Below are 15,230 nucleotides of genomic sequence, written 5' to 3'. Positions count from 1 at the left end.
CCCGACGCCGACCGCCGTACGATAGTAGCTTGCCAAAATCGTCCGTACTGGTCAGGTCAAGTTTTATCCGTTTGCCGCTCTTCTCTATCCGTCAATGAATAGCCGCCCTGAAGCCGAACCATTGAGGCCACCGCCTGATGGGCAGGCAGTGGGCGGGCAAAATGAAAGCCCTGTCCCAGATCGCAGCCCAGCGCCTGAACCCAGGCCGCCATATGGGCGTGCTCAATGCCTTCAGCCACCACCTTCAGACCCAGACTATGGCCCATGACCACCATCGCTTTAATGAAGGCGGCGTCACTTTGGCTCTCCTGGACAAATACCCGGTCAATTTTGAGAATGTCTACCGGCAGATCGCGCAACTGTCCCAGACTGGAATAGCCAGTGCCAAAATCATCCATCGCCACACGCACGCCCATGTCGCGCAACTCCAGCAATTTCTCGCGGGCTTGCTGGGCGTCCGCCAGCACCGCACTCTCCGTGATTTCCAGAGTCAGCAGCTGCGCGAAGCTGTCGTACTCGGCCAGCGCCGAGCACACGTCTGCCACGAAATCCGTGTGGGTAAAGCGGGTCGCCGAAACATTGACCGAAACCCCCACGCCGGGCAGTTCGGTCTGCCACGCACGCATCTGCCGGATCGACTCGCGCAGGGCCCAGCTTCCCAGGCGGCCCATCATCTCCCGCGCCTCAGCCACCGGAATGAAATCAGCGGGCGAAACCGAGCCCAGCACGGGCGAGTTCCAGCGCATCAGGGCCTCAAAGCTGTACACTTGGCTGCTGATCAGATTCAGGATCGGCTGGAAGTGCATCGACAGCTCACCGCGCTCCAGTGCGCCGCGCAACAACACTTCCATGCGGGCCTGGGGCATGTGGAGCGCGTTGAGCTGTTCATCGGCAAAGCGCCACATGGCCTTGCCGAGCTGCTTGGCGTGATACATGGCGGCGTCCGCTTTCTCGATGGCTTCCGCCGCGTTGTCTGTGTCACCGGGCACCAGTGCCACCCCGATGCTGGCCGAGATATGCAGAAGATCGGAGCCGATCTGGAAGACTTGGCCCACCGTTTCCAAGATTGCTTGAGCCACCTGAGCGGCCTGCGGCGCGGCGGACCTGGACAGGACGATCACGAATTCATCGCCGCCGAAGCGCGAGACGACTGCCCCCGGTGGAAGCTGAGCAGTCAACCGCCCGGCCACCGCCCGTAACAGCTGGTCACCCACTGGATGACCGAAGGTGTCGTTGATCATTTTCATGCGGTCCAGATCCACGAACAGCACCGCCACCCCGTCGTTCCAGCTGCGGGCCTCATCGATTTGCCGCTGCAGATTGACCTCCAGATCGTCGCGGTTGCGGACACCAGTCAGCGGATCGTGCTCAGCGCGGTAAGTCAGCCGCAGATGCAGGCGCTGATTGTCGGTCAGCGTCAATAGTTGTCGTAAGACGAACAGGCCGACCACCAACCACAAAATGACCTGTTGACCGGAGTCCAGAGGCGTCAGGAAGTGGGTGGTCAGATACAGCACGAACACGCCCAGCACGGCGTAGTGAGGGAGCAGCGGTTTCCAGTGTTCACCGCGTTCGGGACGCACCGTCGTCTGGCGTTTGATCGTCTGACCGCTGCGGTAAGCGGCCCAGGCGATCAGCAGTGCGCCCAGCGGCCAGCCGAGATCGGCAAGAGTACCAGAAACGTAAACCTTGTGGGCCAGCGCATTGTAGTAGAGAACGTCGCTGCCCAGATAAAACAGCAGCCCAGTCGCCAGCAGGAAGACGACGCGCCGCCGCAGGCTTAAGGGACGCCAGAGCGCGAGCGTAACGGCCGCAGCACACAGCAGCAGATCCGCTACCGGGTATGCCAGCGAAACCCACATGGCCAGTGAGGAGGAATCATAGCGGGACAGCGTGTCCTGAACAGAAGATCGCCCATGATCAGGATGACCAAGGCTGTGTCGATCAGGAAGCTGAGGGTTTGCATAGGACTGACGCGCTCACGTTTCAGGGCCGCCAAACCGGCAGCGAAGCACGGCAGCGATGCCAGGTAAGCCAGATCCGCCGGCGATGGAAACTGAGGCAGGATGAGCGCGTCGTAAATTGCATGCAGTGCTGCGCCCAGTCCATAAAACAGCAGCCCGTAACTGATCCACCGCCACATGCGCACTGCTGGAATATGCGGTAAGCGGGAAGTCTGCCAGACCACCCACGCGGCCAGGAAGAACGGTGGGACAAAAAGCAGATTCTGTGTGAGGAGTGGAGAAAACCTGACCGGGACGCTGAGCAGCCACACCGCATAGACAATAATGTAAACAACCAGGATGAATAGAGTCCTCGGGAGGACACGCGGGGACATGGGACAGTTTCCAGTGTTATTGATTGCGTTATAAATACATTAACAAAAGATTAAGATTCAGAACCGTTTGAAGAGAAATCTTTGATCGCCTGACAGAAAGAGAAAATGTTACTGGGAACGCGCCCCAACTTGATCAAGCCGTTTTCGCCCATCTCCAGCAGGAGTGATGGAACGACGTCCACAACGATTCTGGCAAGCTGTTGGTGTAGGGTGAGGCCGTGCTGAACGATCAAAAGCTCCCAGGATACCGATTCCACTTCCAATCATCGGCCATGCTGTCTGGCTCTACCACCGCTCTGCCCTGAGTTACCGAGACGTGGAGAAAGTCCTCTGGCTGTGGAAGGCCGTCGATGACCAAAGTGCAGCGCTTGATGTGCTTCTCCAACGGCACCGAGACAGCTCGGCAGCGACGTTATTTTTCCGAATTCTTCTGGGTGAATATGATCTTCCAGAAACAGGGCCGCCCACTCTATCCTATCTGTCAGTCCCTGCCGACACGAGTTGACTCTTGCCCTGCAACACTGGAGAGCCACCGTGCAGCAGGTGGCCTGATGTTCAAACTACCTGCTCATGGCACTTCCAATTCCCCTTGCCGATAACAGCTTGCCAGAATCCCTCAGGGAGTGATCCATCTGCTGCTCGGCCTCCTACACGGCACGGCGCAGGGAATCGGTAGAGTTCTGCGTTTCTAGCGCTTTGATGATTATGCACGCTCAGTCTAGAAACTGACGTCTGACACGCTGCTTACCGCTTTGCCTCACCCGTACTGCCCCGAACGAAGCCCCGAAATCCGCTGGGCGTCAGGCCTACCGCGCCCTTGAAGGCGCGGGCGAAGGCGCTGTGGTCAAAGTAGCCGCACTCGACGGCGATCTGCGCCACCGAGAGACTGGTCTGGGACAGCAACGCTGTGGCGGCCTGAATGCGGGTGCGGGTCAGCAATTGCGTGGGCGTCAGGCCGTAGACGCGCCTGATCTGGCGCTCGAAAGTGGTCACGCTCAGGCCGGCGCTTCGGGCCAGTTCCGGCACGCTGAGCGGCGCGGCGTACTCGGCCTCTATCTGCGCAGTGGCGGCGGCCAGCCCCAGAGCCGAGGCGTGAGAGCGCGGCAGGTGGAGATCACGCGACAGTCCCAGCAGGCCCACCGGGGCGTGGGGTTCACCCAGCATGCGTTTGGTGGTCAGGCACCAGCCCGCCTTGCCGCCCGGATACAGGTGCAGTTCCAGATGCTCGGTCAGGGTGCGGCCTGCCAGAACGGCGGTGTCCTGCTGGGTATAGGCCGCTCCCAGCGACGCCGGAAAGACCTCGCTGGCTTGCAAGCCCAGCACGGCAGAGGCGGGACGGTTCAGCCGCTCCAGCAGGGTGCGGTTGGCGTACAGGTAGCGTCCCTGTGCATCTTTCACGAAGGCCACGGTGTCCGGCAAATAGTCCAGCACGTCCAGCAGGGAATCTAAACCTAGCCGCCGAATTGCCTCTGGCAAGACCCGAATCCGTTTTGCATCAGGAAGAAGCGGCGGGAGTACGGGCATAGCCTATTGTGCCCAATTCGGCAGCCAACCCCGTGAACTTCACCAAGACGCAGGGTCTGCTGCTGGCGTACCGTAAGGGATGTCACCCGCACCCTCAACTGTTTCGACGGTCACCCACCGCATCCGCTTCGTGGATTCCCATTCGGCGGGCGAGCCGACGCGCGTGGTGCTGGACGGCTTTCCGGAACTGCCGGGCGAAACCCTGGCACAGCAGCGTGAAGCACTGAGCCGTGACTTTGACCGCTGGCGAACCCTGGTCAATCTGGAGCCACGCGGCAACGAGGTGCTGGTCAGCGCTCTGCTGCTGCCGCCCAAGTCGCCGGACTGCGTCACAGGCGTCGTTTATTTCAACAATGCTGGGCCGCTGGGTATGTGCGGCCACGGCACGATGGGCGTGGTGACGACGCTGGCCTACCTGGGGCGCATCGGCCCCGGCGATCACCGCATCGACACTCCGGTGGGTGTGGTCACGGCGACGTTGCATGATGATGGCCGCGTCAGTGTGGCGAACGTGCCCGCTTACCGCCACCTTAAAGACGTCACCGTCACCGTGGAAGGTCTGGGCGAGGTGCGGGGCGACGTGGCCTGGGGCGGCAACTGGTTCTATCTGGTGGATGTGGGCCAGCGGACGCTGAATCTCGGTGATATTCCGGCCCTGAACGACGAGACTCTGCGAATTCGTCAGGCGTTGAGAGAAGCTGGGATCACTGGAAAGGACGGCGCGGAGATTGACCACATCGAACTTTTCAGCCATGCCGGGGGGATCAACCGCAACTTCGTGATGTGTCCTGGCGGCGCGTATGACCGCAGTCCCTGTGGAACGGGCACCAGCGCCAAGCTGGCCTGTCTGGCAGCGGACGGCAGTCTGGAACCCGATCAGGTCTGGCGGCAGGAAAGCGTGATCGGCAGTGTGTTCGAGGGCCAATATTCTATCCGGGACGGTCAGGTGCATCCCGTGATCACTGGACGGGCGTTTATCACCCTACAGGGCGAACTGATCGTGCAGCCGGGCGATCCTTTCGCCTGGGGCATCCGGCTAGAGGAGGGGTGAGCAGGATGCACGCCATCGTCATCGGCGGCGGCATGGTGGGTGCGGCCTGTGCGGACGCCCTGGCGTTAAATGGCGTGCGCGTGACGGTACTGGAGCCGGGGCCAGTCGGCGGCGGCGCGACGGCGGCGGGCATGGGTCATCTGGTGGTCATGGACGACAGCCCCGCGCAACTGGCCCTGACCTCCCGCAGCTTGGAGCTGTGGGAGGCGCTGGCGCGGGACTTACCCGCACAGGCTGATTACCACGCGTGTGGCACGCTCTGGGTGGCGAGCGACGCAGAGGAACTGGAGGCGGTGGAGCCGAAACGTCAGGCGTATCTGGCCGCGGGCCGGGGGGCGCTGCTGCTGAACGCTGCCGAATTGGCGCATGCCGAACCAAATCTGCGCCCCGGACTGGCTGGAGCCCTGCGCGTGCCGGGCGACAGCGTGGTGTATGCCCCGGTGGTGGCCCAGTTTCTGCTGGAGCGTGCCGGGGCAACCGTGCGGCGCGGGGCGGTCACGGAATTGATCGAGGGTGGAGTCAGGCTGGCGAGCGGCGAAAGCCTGCACGCGGATCTGGTGGTGGTGGCGAACGGCATCGGGGCAGCGGGGTTGTTGCCCGGTCTACCCCTGCGGCAGCGCAAGGGCCACCTGCTGATCACCGAACGGGGTGCCCTAAAAGTCAACCATCAGCTCGTCGAACTCGGTTACCTGAAAAGCGCCCATGGCGGCGACGAGGACAGCGTGGCTTTCAATGTCCAGCCGCGCCCCACGGGGCAATTGCTGATCGGCTCCAGCCGTCAGTTCGAGCGTCCAGACCGCGAGATCGACTGGCCGCTGCTGCGCCGGATGCTGCGCCGCGCTGCCGAGTTTCTGCCCGCGCTGGCGCAAACCTCTGCGCTCCGGGTCTGGACGGGGCAGCGCTGTGCCACCCCGGATCACCTGCCGTTGATTGGCCCGCATCCTGATCTGGACGGCGTGTTCCTGGCGACGGGGCATGAGGGGCTGGGCATTACCACCGCGCTGGGAACGGCGGAGGTACTGGCCGCGCAACTGTTTGGAGGCTTCTCCGAACTGCTGGCCCACGACTTCACGCCTGCCCGCTTTGGGCGCATGCTGGAGGCCGTCCATGCCTGAGCTGACGCTGGCTGTGTTGACATTGGACGGGAGGCGGGTCACGGTTGCACCCGGAACCACAGTGCTGGCCGCCCTCCAGAACGCTGGCCTCTCGCCGCTACGCTCCAGCCTGAGCGGTGAACCGCGTGGAGCGCTGTGCGGCATGGGAAGCTGTTATGAATGCCGCGCTGTGGTGGATGGGCTGTTGATGCGAACCTGCCTGACACCTGCGCGGGACGGTCAGAATGTCCGCCGACTGCTGGAAGTGGCCCGTGAATTCTGAGGTCTGGGACGCCGTGGTGGTGGGCGCTGGCCCCGCCGGACTGATGGCCGCACGAACTGCCGCCGAGGGTGGATTGCGGGTGCTGCTGCTGGACGCCCAGCCGGGTGCAGGCGGTCAAATCTGGCGCGGCGCGGCAGCAGGACAGAAGGGGACGGCAGGCGACTTGTTGCGCGATGTGGCCGCTCACCCCGGAATCACCGTGCTGAGTGGCGCGGAAGTGATGGCCGCAGAAACGCGGGAGCGGGCGCACACGCTGACGGTGACCACTGCGGCTGGACTGCGCCAGATTCACGCTGAACGGGTGATTCTCGCCACCGGGGCCAACGAACGCTTCCTGCCCTTCGACGGCTGGACCCTGCCCGGAGTCGTTGGTGCAGGCGGCTTGCAGGCCATGAGCAAGGGCGGCCTGAACGTGCGCGGCAAGCGGGTGGTGGTGGCCGGATCGGGGCCGCTGCTGCTGGCGGTGGCAGCGGGCCTACGGCAAAAAGGGGCGCGGGTGCTGGCCGTGGCAGAACAGGCAGGTTTGACGGGTGTGGCCGCGTTCGGTATGGCGGCGGCGCGGCTGCCCGGTAAATCCCGTGAAGCATCGGCACTGGCCGCCGGATTGCTGGGCGTGCCGTACTGGGCCGACTGCGCTGTGGTGCGGGCCAGTGGGCAGAACCAGCTCCAGAGCGTCACCCTGCGGCGTGGGCGACGCGAGATCAGGCTGGACTGCGACTACCTGGCGGTGGGCTTTGGACTGGTGCCGGAAACCCGTGTGGCCGCGTTGCTGGGCTGCGCTCTCGATAATACAGGTGCGGTGCGCGTCAACGTCTGGCAGGCGACGAGCATTCAGGGGGTTTACGCCGCTGGGGAAGTTTGCGGCATCGGTGGCGTGGACGGAGCTTTGCTGGAAGGCTTCGTGGCCGGGTGCGCCGCCAGCGGTCAGATCGAGCGTTTACGTGATGCCCCACGCCGCGCCGATCTTCAGCGCCGCTTTCAACGCGTGCTAGAACGCTCGTTCGCGTTGCGTCCTGAACGCCTGCACACGCCATTACCTGCAACTATCGTCTGCCGCTGCGAGGACGTGCGGCACGGCGAGTTGCGCGGTTTCGCGGGCTGGACGGCGGCCAAGCTCCAGACCCGCTGCGGCATGGGCGTGTGCCAGGGCCGGGTCTGCGGCCCCGCGTGCGAAACCCTGTACGGCTGGCGGTTTGAGGGTGCGCGCGCTCCGCTGGTGCCGTTGCCGCTGGCCCAGTTGCTGGACGAACCCACCACCCTCAGTCCACCGTGAACACTCGAAATTCCTCAGATCCTCGAACCTCTCACCCACTCATTCAAAGGAGCCACACCATGACCCACTCCACCTCCCATCCCTTCCGAGGCGTCTTCCCCGCCATCACCACGCCCTTCAATGCCGACGGCAGCGTGGATCACGGCTTCCTGCGCGAGCACGCCCGCTGGATGATGGCCGCCGGGTGCGACGGCATGATTCCGCTGGGTTCGCTGGGCGAGACCAACACGCTGGAAATGGACGAGAAGATGGCCGTGCTGGAAACCCTGGTGGACGCGCTGGACGGCAAGCCCGTGATTCCCGGCATCGCCAGCCTCAGCACGGCGGGCGGGGTGCGGCTGGCCCAGGCGGCGCGTGACGTGGGCTGCGGCGGCCTGATGGCGCTGCCGCCCTACGTCTACACCAGCGACTGGCGCGAGATGAAGGCGCACATGGCCGCGCTGGTGGGGGCCACCGATCTGCCCGTGATCCTGTACAACAACCCCGGCGCGTACCGCACCGATTTCTTAGCCCCGCAGATTGCCGAGCTGGCTGGAGAGCATACCAACCTGCGCGGCGTCAAGGAAAGCAGCGGGGACGTGCGCCGCGTGACCGCCCTGCGTGCCGTGCTGCCCGAGTCGGTGGATATTCTGGTGGGTCTGGATGACGCCGTCGTGGAGGGCGTGGCGGCGGGCGCAACCGGCTGGGTCGCGGGCCTGATCAATGCCTACCCCGCCGAAAGCGTGCGCCTGTTCGAGCTGGCCCGCGACGGCAAGACGAAAGAGGCTGCCGAACTGTACCGCTGGTTCCTGCCGCTCCTGCGACTGGACGTGGTGAACAAGTTCGTGCAGTTGATCAAGTTTGTGCAGGAGGAAACCGGGCACGGCAGCGCCCGCGTCCGCGCCCCCCGGCTGGAGCTTACGGACGCCGAGAAGGCCGAAGCACGCGCCGTCATCGAGGCCGCGTCCGGGCGTGTCTCCGCAGGAGTTGGGTCATGACCGCCCGCACCTTCCAGGCGACGAACCCGGCGACGGGGCAGCCTCTGGCCCCGGCATTCGAGGTCACGACGCCGGAGGAACTGGAGTCACTGGTGGCAGCGGCGAAAGATGCGGCACGGGGCTTTGCTACCAGTTCGCCCACACAGCGGGCCGACTTTCTGAACACTGCCGCCGCCGCAATCGAGGCGCGGGGAGATGAGCTAATCGCGGCGGCAATGCTAGAAACGGGCCTGCCTGAAGCCCGGCTGCGCGGCGAGGTAGGGCGCACTGCCAATCAACTGCGCCTGTTCGCGCGGGTGGCGGCAGAGGGCTCATGGGTGGACGCCCGCATTGACCACGGCGATCCGACCCGCAGGCCAGCGCCTAAGCCGGATGTCCGCAGCCTGCGGGTGGCACTGGGGCCAGTGGCGGTCTTTGGGGCCAGCAACTTTCCGCTGGCTTTCAGCGTGGCCGGGGGCGACACCACTTCCGCGCTGGCGGCAGGTTGCCCCGTGGTGGTCAAGGCGCACCCGGCGCACCCGGCCACCTCCGAGTTGGCGGCAGCGGCCATTCGTGAGGCGGCGGCGAAGTGTGGCCTGCCCGCAGGCGTGTTCGGCATCGTCTACGAGGACGGCTACGAGCTGGGCGTGCAACTGGTTCAGCACCCTGAGATTCACGCCGTCGGCTTCACCGGCTCCCGTGCGGGCGGGCTGGCCATCGTGGCCGCTGCCCAGGCCCGCGAGGTGCCGATTCCCGTCTACGCCGAGATGAGCAGCGTCAATCCCAGCGTGTTCACGGCGGCGGCCATTGACAGGGGCGGCGCGGCGCTGGCGGGTGGACTGGCCACCAGCATCAGCGGCTCGGGCGGCCAGCTCTGCACCCAGCCGGGGCTGATTTTCGTGCCAGTGGGCGAGGCGGGCGACGCCTTCCTACAACAGGTGGCGGCGAAACTGGACGCCACTCCAGCCTGCACCCTGCTCACGGGCGGCATTCTGAACGCCTACCAGAAGGGTGCAGCCGGGCATCTTGCAGTGGCGGGCGTTCAGCCCATGACCCAGGGTTCGGAGCCGGAGCAGGGCGCGCAGCCCCAGCTTCTCAGCGTTCCCATTGCCGCATTTACCTCCGATCTGGCCGATGAAGTCTTTGGCCCTCTGAGCATTGCGGTGCGCTATGACCGCCTGGAAGAGGTCATGCCCGTACTGGCCGGACTGGAAGGCCAGTTGACTGCCAGCCTGCACGCCACGGATGATGAACTGGACGGACTCTCTGACCTGCTACACGTCATGGGACAGCGGGCCGGGCGACTGGTGCTGAATGGCTTTCCCACCGGTGTGGAAGTCGGCCACGCCATGGTTCACGGCGGCCCCTTCCCGGCCACCAGCGACGGCGGGCGCAGCACCAGCGTGGGTACCCTCGCCATCGGGCGTTTTGCCCGTCTGCGCGCGTATCAGGACTTTCCTGACCGTGCTCTGCCGCCCGAACTGCAGGACGCCAATCCATATGGTATCTGGCGTCTGGTGGACGGCGAACGAACGCGCTGAGGGCGGCACCGCTGTTCTGAATTCAGGAAAGGGAGTATTGACGCCCCCAACACTCCCTTTTGACTGTCCCAACCCGCTGGTTCTAAGCCATCCACTTTAGCTGTACTTTGGGGGTATTCGAGGACCACTGAATAATGCTGTGTGGGCACGGCAAAAAGGGCATAGAGGTGGCTGGGGGTATTCCCCAGCCACCTCTACACGAATGGCAGGTACGGTGTCGCCCATCAAGTCATCTGGCTGAGTACGTCGCAGCCACTGAAGGAAAGTCAGGGCAATCATGCACAGCAGGGCGTGATGATGCAGGCCGTTCCATGATCGGCCTTCGAAATGATCCAAGCCGACTTCTTGCTTGAGTTCACGATGGGTTAATTCACAGGCCCAGCGGCGCTTGGTCACTTCGATCAACCGCGTTAGTGGTGTTGTCGGTGGAAGATTGCAGACATAATATTTTCGCTCTTCACCACGCCGTTGTTCGCCGATCACCCAAGCCACTTGCCCTGGAAGATGTTGACCTTGGGCGTTTTCTTCACCATCTGCCAGCCGGACATAAACGGCGGCGAATCGACCTGAAAGCGCACCCTTGGTACCGTGACGCCAGACTACGTTGTGCCAGACGGCCTCGCTCAACGTCTGCACGACCGCCAAACGGTCGTGCAGACGTTGTCGGGTATTTCGGTTCTCGGCCTCTGAAGTGTTTGGGGATTGGGATCAGACGTACCTCAGCGGGATAGACAGTTTGCGTTCGCGTGATGCCGACAGACCACAGCAATCCCCGCGCACTGAGTGCCCGACGAAATCGGGCATTGACCCCGTAACCCGCATCGACGCCAAAGGTGACGTGTTGGCGGACACGGTCGAGTTCGCACAGCGCTAGCTCCCATTTGGTCAACGGTGATCGGTGTTCCGATGGAACACCGATCGCTTCACAGCGGGCAGCATCGTTCGTCCATTCCAGAGGCAAAAAGAGCCTTAGGGCCAGCGGGAGAGGGATGTCATGCTGTGCCAGGATGAGTGAAACCAGACACTGGCAGTTCGTCAGTTTTCCCACTTGGCCGGAGTATTGTCGGGCGACGCCGACGGATTTCGTACCAAACTTTGTCAGGCAGGTATCGTCAATGATCAGCACAGCATCTCGACCGCCCAGAAGCTCCTCAGCGCGTTGAGCAAGTAAAATTTCGAGTGGAGCGGTCAACCATGGACTATCGGTGATGAAACGCTGCAGTGGGTCATCATTTCCAGGGACGACAACCGCTGCGAGCGGTTGGATGCTTTTGCGACTGGCCGTACTGCATAACCCGTGTACGTAGAGTGGTGCCCAGGTACGCTGGGCGTGATAACGAAACAGAGCTGAGAAGGGAGCAAACCAGGTGGGGAAGTGTCGTGTCCAGGCAGGCAGGTGACGTCGCATATGTGTAGGCACAGCATCAAGGATGCTGTGCCTACACATGTTTCTGAATACCCCCAAAGTACAGCTAGTGCATGACCACAGGCATGCCTTCAGGTAAACTGAGGGATGGGACGACGGAAACAGTGGGTTGTGCAGCTGAGCGACGATGAGCGGCAGCAACTGACGGACATGACTCGGAAAGGCGTGCACAGTGCGCGGGTCGTGGCCCGCGCACGCCTCCTGCTCCTGAGCGACAGAGGCCTGCTGGATCGGGACGTGGCCGAGCGCCAAGGCGTGAGTTCTGCCACCGTCGCGTCGATCCGCAAGAAGTACACCGAGGGCGGCCTCCAGGCTGCCCTCCACGAGAAAGCACGGCCCAAACAGCCGCCCAAACTGAACGCGCAGCGGACGGCGATCTTGATCGCCGAAGTGTGCTCGAGTCCCGACGGCCGGGAGAAATGGACGATGCAACTGCTGGCCGATCGTCTGGTGACCCTGGGTGTGGTGGACAGCATCAGTGACGAGACCGTACGGAGAACACTGAAAAAAACGCACTCAAACCGTGGCAGGTTCAAAGTTGGTGTGTCGCCCAGGTAGGTGCGGACTTCGTGTGGCGCATGGAAACCGTGCTGGACACCTATGCCCAGCCCTACGATGCCTCACGGCCTGTCATCTGCTTCGATGAAAAGTCGTATCAGCTGTTGGATCATGTCCGAGAGCCACTGCCACCCGTGCCGGGATCCCCAGCACGGGTGGATCATGAATACAAGCGGTATGGCACCGTCAATTTCTTTGTCGCTCTGGAACCACACACCGGTCAACGCACAGTCACGGTGACCGACCGACGGAGCAATGCGGACTTTGCTGAGCAGCTCCAGGCACTGGAGCTGCGCTATGCGGTTGCCGAGAAGATCGTTCTGGTGCTGGATCAGCTGTCCACGCACAGTCCAGCAGCGCTATATCAACATCTTCCGGCAGAGGAAGCTCGGCGGCTGAGCCGACGCTTCGAGTGGATCTACACACCAAAACATGCGTCCTGGCTCAACATGCGGGCAGGCCCCATATGGGTGCCGTTCTGCCCAAGACGGCGGAATTGGAGTGGTCAGCCTTGCAACGCCAGTGTCTGGGTCAGCGCTTGGCGAGTAAAGAGGCCGTCGAGCGTGAAATCCACGCCTGGGAAACAGACCGCAACGCGCGGTCTGTGCGCGTGAACTGGCAGTTCTCGACACCCACAGCTCGGGAGAAACTCAAGCGCCACTATCCGACTCGCAAATAGCTATAGACATGCCTGTGGTCATACACTAGAAGTGATCTGGAAATTTCAGTTTGGTACGTGAAGGCTTGAAATATTTGCGGGATGCGATTGACGGACGAACAGTGGGCCGTCCTCGGCCCATTCATTCCACCCTTGGAGAAGAAAACGCTGCATGGACAACCCTGAGGTTCCCCTCGTCGTCAGTCCAGTCCAGTTGCACTTCAAATCTTATCTCAGCCCGCCTGGTTCAGGTGGGCGAATGGTCATTGAGCGAGCTGTGTGAGCGCACCTCATTGTAATCCTGATGCTAGGCTGCCACGACCAGACGGGCTTGAGGTAAGGTCTGAAACCAATGGAGGTTTAGGTACTCATCGAGAATGGTCGAAATGTTGCGTGATTCCGCGTTCGTGAGCCCATTGCTCCAAGGCTTTGCTGATGAATTCAGGCCCATTATCTGTCACGAGCATGGCAGACTGAGCACGCTCAGCCAACACGTTACTGAGCAATCGAGCCACATCCGCGCCTGTAATGGAGGTGCCGACATGCATTACTAGGCATTCCCTTGTGAAGGTGAAGTCATCCACCACCTTGAGGACGCGAAATCTCCGTCCTGAAGCAAGCTGATCAGACATAAGATCCATACTCCAACGCTGATTGACGGCAGAAACCTATGGTTTCTGCGCCCGTTCTCGGGCAGTGATCTTCTTGCGGGCTTTGCGACGCACAGCTAGTCCTTCAGCCCGATAGATCCGGTAAACCCGTTTGTGATTGACGACCTGTCCCTCGCGCTTCAAGAGCACCTGGAGTCGTCGATAGCCAAGAAAGGGACATTGCTCCGCCAACTCACGTAGCCGAGTCTTCAGAGCCAGCTCTTTTTCCTCTCTAGGGCTGTCTCTATGATGCCGTTGAGTTGGGTGCCAGAACCCGAGCACCTGGCACGTCCGACGTTCAGTGAACTTGAACTGCTGACGGACGAAGCCCACCACTTGGCGCTTGATCGGCGTCTGTGACTGCGATGTGGCTTCGTGATTCACCACTTTTTCGCTACCTCGTCAATCGGTTGACCCGCCTCAACTTGACCCATAACATCCAGCATTTGCTGTGAGGAGTGGCCTGCCTAGTGTATGACCACAGGCATGTCTATAGCTATTTGCGAGTCGGATAGTGGCGCTTGAGTTTCTCCCGAGCTGTGGGTGTCGAGAACTGCCAGTTCACGCGCACAGACCGCGCGTTGCGGTCTGTTTCCCAGGCGTGGATTTCACGCTCGACGGCCTCTTTACTCGCCAAGCGCTGACCCAGACACTGGCGTTGCAAGGCTGACCACTCCAATTCCGCCGTCTTGGGCAGAACGGCACCCATATGGGGCCTGCCCGCATGTTGAGCCAGGACGCATGTTTTGGTGTGTAGATCCACTCGAAGCGTCGGCTCAGCCGCCGAGCTTCCTCTGCCGGAAGATGTTGATATAGCGCTGCTGGACTGTGCGTGGACAGCTGATCCAGCACCAGAACGATCTTCTCGGCAACCGCATAGCGCAGCTCCAGTGCCTGGAGCTGCTCAGCAAAGTCCGCATTGCTCCGTCGGTCGGTCACCGTGACTGTGCGTTGACCGGTGTGTGGTTCCAGAGCGACAAAGAAATTGACGGTGCCATACCGCTTGTATTCATGATCCACCCGTGCTGGGGATCCCGGCACGGGTGGCAGTGGCTCTCGGACATGATCCAACAGCTGATACGACTTTTCATCGAAGCAGATGACAGGCCGTGAGGCATCGTAGGGCTGGGCATAGGTGTCCAGCACGGTTTCCATGCGCCACACGAAGTCCGCACCTACCTGGGCGACACACCAACTTTGAACCTGCCACGGTTTGAGTGCGTTTTTTTCAGTGTTCTCCGTACGGTCTCGTCACTGATGCTGTCCACCACACCCAGGGTCACCAGACGATCGGCCAGCAGTTGCATCGTCCATTTCTCCCGGCCGTCGGGACTCGAGCACACTTCGGCGATCAAGATCGCCGTCCGCTGCGCGTTCAGTTTGGGCGGCTGTTTGGGCCGTGCTTTCTCGTGGAGGGCAGCCTGGAGGCCGCCCTCGGTGTACTTCTTGCGGATCGACGCGACGGTGGCAGAACTCACGCCTTGGCGCTCGGCCACGTCCCGATCCAGCAGGCCTCTGTCGCTCAGGAGCAGGAGGCGTGCGCGGGCCACGACCCGCGCACTGTGCACGCCTTTCCGAGTCATGTCCGTCAGTTGCTGCCGCTCATTGTCGCTCAGCTGCACAACCCACTGTTTCCGTCGTCCCATCCCTCAGTTTACCTGAAGGCATGCCTGTGGTCATGCACTAGGTGAATATGACGTTCCAGATGAGATTTGCACCGACAAACTCACTAGCTATGGAGCGGCGGTCAGATCGCGAGTCTTGCAGAGGTCGATCATCAAGTGGTGATATCCTTGGATCGCTGCAAAAACCTGATCGAACAGCAGGCAGGCGTCCATCCGGGCATCCGTTCTGCCCAAGACAATCCCACCATTATAC

General features: G+C 62.1%; 12 protein-coding genes and 5 pseudogenes. 9 read left to right on the top strand and 8 right to left on the bottom strand.

What is annotated here, in order from left to right; genetic code table 11:
* Window positions 1-56: 56 nt before the first annotated feature.
* Both EHF33_RS18125 and EHF33_RS18120 read right to left on the bottom strand, forming a co-directional pair.
* Window positions 57-1,862 (bottom strand): putative bifunctional diguanylate cyclase/phosphodiesterase, encoded by a 1,806-nt coding sequence (locus EHF33_RS18125; RefSeq protein WP_124874866.1) that lies wholly within the window; start codon window positions 1,860-1,862, stop codon window positions 57-59.
* Window positions 1,835-2,338, bottom strand: coding sequence for a hypothetical protein (locus EHF33_RS18120; protein ID WP_124874864.1), 504 nt, complete (start codon window positions 2,336-2,338; stop codon window positions 1,835-1,837). The genes EHF33_RS18125 and EHF33_RS18120 overlap by 28 nt, the downstream gene beginning before the upstream one ends.
* A 244-nt stretch (window positions 2,339-2,582) precedes the next feature.
* On the opposite strand from EHF33_RS18120, the pseudogene EHF33_RS18115 reads away from it, so the two are divergent.
* Window positions 2,583-2,795, top strand: a pseudogene (locus EHF33_RS18115) (DDE-type integrase/transposase/recombinase); the annotation flags it as partial.
* 287 nt (window positions 2,796-3,082) lie between these two features.
* Here the strand turns inward: EHF33_RS18115 and EHF33_RS18110 are convergent.
* A complete protein-coding gene (locus tag EHF33_RS18110) occupies window positions 3,083-3,862 on the bottom strand; it encodes an AraC family transcriptional regulator (RefSeq protein WP_124874862.1) in 780 nt (259 codons plus the stop codon).
* A 79-nt stretch (window positions 3,863-3,941) separates the two neighbouring features.
* Between EHF33_RS18110 and EHF33_RS18105 the strand changes: the two genes are divergently transcribed.
* From EHF33_RS18105 to EHF33_RS18080, 6 genes are read left to right on the top strand one after another with little or no spacing between them, the layout of a single operon-like run.
* Window positions 3,942-4,913, top strand: coding sequence for a proline racemase family protein (locus tag EHF33_RS18105; RefSeq protein ID WP_124874860.1), 972 nt, complete (start codon window positions 3,942-3,944; stop codon window positions 4,911-4,913).
* Window positions 4,914-4,918: 5 nt separating this feature from the next.
* On the top strand, window positions 4,919-6,028 hold the full coding sequence (locus EHF33_RS18100; protein ID WP_124875411.1) for an NAD(P)/FAD-dependent oxidoreductase: 1,110 nt from the start codon (window positions 4,919-4,921) through the stop codon (window positions 6,026-6,028).
* Window positions 6,021-6,290: a (2Fe-2S)-binding protein gene (locus tag EHF33_RS18095; protein WP_124874858.1), complete on the top strand. Its 270-nt coding sequence runs from the start codon at window positions 6,021-6,023 to the stop codon at window positions 6,288-6,290. Before EHF33_RS18100 ends, EHF33_RS18095 begins: the two co-directional genes overlap by 8 nt.
* On the top strand, window positions 6,280-7,563 hold the full coding sequence (locus tag EHF33_RS18090; protein ID WP_277425561.1) for an FAD-dependent oxidoreductase: 1,284 nt from the start codon (window positions 6,280-6,282) through the stop codon (window positions 7,561-7,563). Before EHF33_RS18095 ends, EHF33_RS18090 begins: the two co-directional genes overlap by 11 nt.
* Window positions 7,564-7,622: 59 nt before the next feature.
* Entirely contained in the window at window positions 7,623-8,540 is a 918-nt protein-coding gene (locus tag EHF33_RS18085; RefSeq protein ID WP_124874854.1) for a dihydrodipicolinate synthase family protein, read from the top strand.
* On the top strand, window positions 8,537-10,060 hold the full coding sequence (locus EHF33_RS18080) for an aldehyde dehydrogenase (NADP(+)) (RefSeq protein WP_124874852.1): 1,524 nt from the start codon (window positions 8,537-8,539) through the stop codon (window positions 10,058-10,060). The genes EHF33_RS18085 and EHF33_RS18080 overlap by 4 nt, the downstream gene beginning before the upstream one ends.
* Window positions 10,061-10,156: 96 nt before the next feature.
* Here the strand turns inward: EHF33_RS18080 and EHF33_RS22005 are convergent.
* Window positions 10,157-11,468, bottom strand: a pseudogene (locus tag EHF33_RS22005) (IS701 family transposase).
* 105 nt (window positions 11,469-11,573) lie between these two features.
* Here EHF33_RS22005 and EHF33_RS18065 point away from each other — a divergent pair.
* Both EHF33_RS18065 and EHF33_RS18060 read left to right on the top strand, forming a co-directional pair.
* Window positions 11,574-12,044 (top strand): helix-turn-helix domain-containing protein, encoded by a 471-nt coding sequence (locus EHF33_RS18065; RefSeq protein WP_124868070.1) that lies wholly within the window; start codon window positions 11,574-11,576, stop codon window positions 12,042-12,044.
* A gap of 8 nt (window positions 12,045-12,052) precedes the next feature.
* Window positions 12,053-12,658, top strand: a pseudogene (locus EHF33_RS18060) (IS630 family transposase); the annotation flags it as partial.
* Between the two features lie 412 nt (window positions 12,659-13,070).
* On the opposite strand, the pseudogene EHF33_RS18055 reads toward EHF33_RS18060, so the two are convergent.
* The 4 genes and pseudogenes from EHF33_RS18055 to EHF33_RS18040 all read right to left on the bottom strand — a co-directional run.
* Window positions 13,071-13,352: pseudogene (locus tag EHF33_RS18055) on the bottom strand (DDE-type integrase/transposase/recombinase); the annotation flags it as partial.
* 18 nt (window positions 13,353-13,370) lie between these two features.
* Complete coding sequence (locus EHF33_RS22000) at window positions 13,371-13,634, bottom strand: IS3 family transposase (protein WP_420889983.1); 264 nt, start codon at window positions 13,632-13,634, stop codon at window positions 13,371-13,373.
* Window positions 13,635-13,913: 279 nt separating this feature from the next.
* Window positions 13,914-14,519: pseudogene (locus EHF33_RS18045) on the bottom strand (IS630 family transposase); the annotation flags it as partial.
* 8 nt (window positions 14,520-14,527) lie between these two features.
* Window positions 14,528-14,998: a helix-turn-helix domain-containing protein gene (locus EHF33_RS18040; protein ID WP_124874134.1), complete on the bottom strand. Its 471-nt coding sequence runs from the start codon at window positions 14,996-14,998 to the stop codon at window positions 14,528-14,530.
* Window positions 14,999-15,230 lie beyond the last annotated feature (232 nt).

The organism is Deinococcus psychrotolerans (assembly GCF_003860465.1).
Taxonomy (GTDB): Bacteria; Deinococcota; Deinococci; order Deinococcales; family Deinococcaceae; genus Deinococcus; species Deinococcus psychrotolerans.
The sequence above is the reverse complement of the archived record's forward strand: the minus strand, read 5'-3'. Positions and strand labels throughout refer to the sequence as shown.

Coding starts and splice junctions, on each gene's coding strand:
- EHF33_RS18125 (WP_124874866.1), bottom strand. CDS start 1,862: ATGTGGGTTTCGCTGGCATACCCGGTAGCGGATCTGCTGCTGTGTGCT.
- EHF33_RS18120 (WP_124874864.1), bottom strand. CDS start 2,338: ATGTCCCCGCGTGTCCTCCCGAGGACTCTATTCATCCTGGTTGTTTAC.
- EHF33_RS18110 (WP_124874862.1), bottom strand. CDS start 3,862: ATGCCCGTACTCCCGCCGCTTCTTCCTGATGCAAAACGGATTCGGGTC.
- EHF33_RS18105 (WP_124874860.1), top strand. CDS start 3,942: ATGTCACCCGCACCCTCAACTGTTTCGACGGTCACCCACCGCATCCGC.
- EHF33_RS18100 (WP_124875411.1), top strand. CDS start 4,919: ATGCACGCCATCGTCATCGGCGGCGGCATGGTGGGTGCGGCCTGTGCG.
- EHF33_RS18095 (WP_124874858.1), top strand. CDS start 6,021: ATGCCTGAGCTGACGCTGGCTGTGTTGACATTGGACGGGAGGCGGGTC.
- EHF33_RS18085 (WP_124874854.1), top strand. CDS start 7,623: ATGACCCACTCCACCTCCCATCCCTTCCGAGGCGTCTTCCCCGCCATC.
- EHF33_RS18080 (WP_124874852.1), top strand. CDS start 8,537: ATGACCGCCCGCACCTTCCAGGCGACGAACCCGGCGACGGGGCAGCCT.
- EHF33_RS18065 (WP_124868070.1), top strand. CDS start 11,574: ATGGGACGACGGAAACAGTGGGTTGTGCAGCTGAGCGACGATGAGCGG.
- EHF33_RS18040 (WP_124874134.1), bottom strand. CDS start 14,998: ATGGGACGACGGAAACAGTGGGTTGTGCAGCTGAGCGACAATGAGCGG.